Below are 1,315 nucleotides of genomic sequence, written 5' to 3' on the forward strand. Positions count from 1 at the left end.
CGCAGGGTGTTTTATTCTGGAGGCCATTATCATGAGCGAATTGGCACTGGTTGGCATTGATCTCGGCAAACACACCTTCCACTTGCACGGCCAGGACGGATCGGGTCGAGAGATATTTCGCAAGAAGCTCTCGCGCGTGCAGATGATGCGTTTTTTCGGCAACTGTCCCACTTGTACTGTCGTGATGGAAGCCTGTGCTGGCTCCCATTTCGTTGCCCGCGAACTGGGTACCATGGGGCATGTAACCAAGCTGATATCCCCGCAGTTCGTTCGACCTTTTGTTAAAAGTAACAAAAATGATTTCGTTGACGCCGAGGCCATCTGCGAAGCCGCCTCACGCCCTTCGATGCGATTTGTCTCGCCTAAAACCGAGGCCCAACAGACGCTCTCAGTACTGCATCGCATGCGTGAGTCGCTGGTGCGTGACCGCACCAAAACAATCAATCAACTCCATGGCTTCCTTCTGGAGTTCGGCATCAGTCTGCCTCTAGGGCGGACGGTCATAAAGCGTCTGCCTAGCGTTCTGGCCGAGCATGAGTTGCCGACACGGCTCAGCACATTGTTACAGCGGTTGCACGCACACTTCGGCTATCTGGATGAGCAAATCACGCAGCTGGATAAAGAGATGGCTGGCCAACTGGCTGACGATGATCTGGGCAGTCGTTTGCTGAGTATGCCCGGCGTCGGCCCGATCACCGCCAGCCTGCTGGCTGTCGAAATGGGAGACGGCAAGCAATTCGGATGCGGTCGTGACTTCGCCGCATCCATAGGGCTGGTTCCCAGACAGTACAGCACGGGAGGCAGGTCTAACTTGAAGGGGATCAGCAAGCGAGGAGACAAGAGCCTTAGATGCCTGTTGGTACAGTGCGCCAGGGTTTATATGCAGCGGCTCGCTACTCAAAAAGGGACACTGGCTGATTGGGTGCGCTCGTTGCTTCAGCGACGACACTCTAATGTCGTGGCGTGCGCTCTGGCCAACAAACTGGCGCGAATTGCCTGGGCACTATCTGCTCACCATACAGCGTTTGAAGCAGGGCCAGACACCGTGGTGGCCTGACCCTGCTGTTGTTGCAGTACCACGAGGCACCATCAGGTTTTGCGATAGCTGAAAAATGGATGACGTGAACGGCACACCGGCCTGGCGAAGAACCTGACTTATGAAACGGCTTTAGAAGCCGCTCCGGTTTTCAGGATTGCCAGGCGCGACTCTCATCATGGCGCGGGGCATGCCTCATACAGACGCCGGATAGATTTAAGCAAGCCAACCACTTCACCCGTTAATCAGCATTGCAAAAATGGGGGTGACCATAGATTT

The 1,315-nt window shown here is 55.1% G+C and carries 1 protein-coding gene; it reads left to right on the forward strand.

Features of this window, described 5'->3' with window-relative positions:
* Nucleotides 1–31 precede the first annotated feature (31 nt).
* Entirely contained in the window at nucleotides 32–1,057 is a 1,026-nt protein-coding gene (locus J4E58_RS31735; protein ID WP_087092727.1) for an IS110 family transposase, read from the forward strand.
* Nucleotides 1,058–1,315: the final 258 nt, after the last annotated feature.

This window comes from Pseudomonas sp. FW305-25 (assembly GCF_017351415.1).
Lineage (GTDB): Bacteria > Pseudomonadota > Gammaproteobacteria > Pseudomonadales > Pseudomonadaceae > Aquipseudomonas > Aquipseudomonas chlororaphis.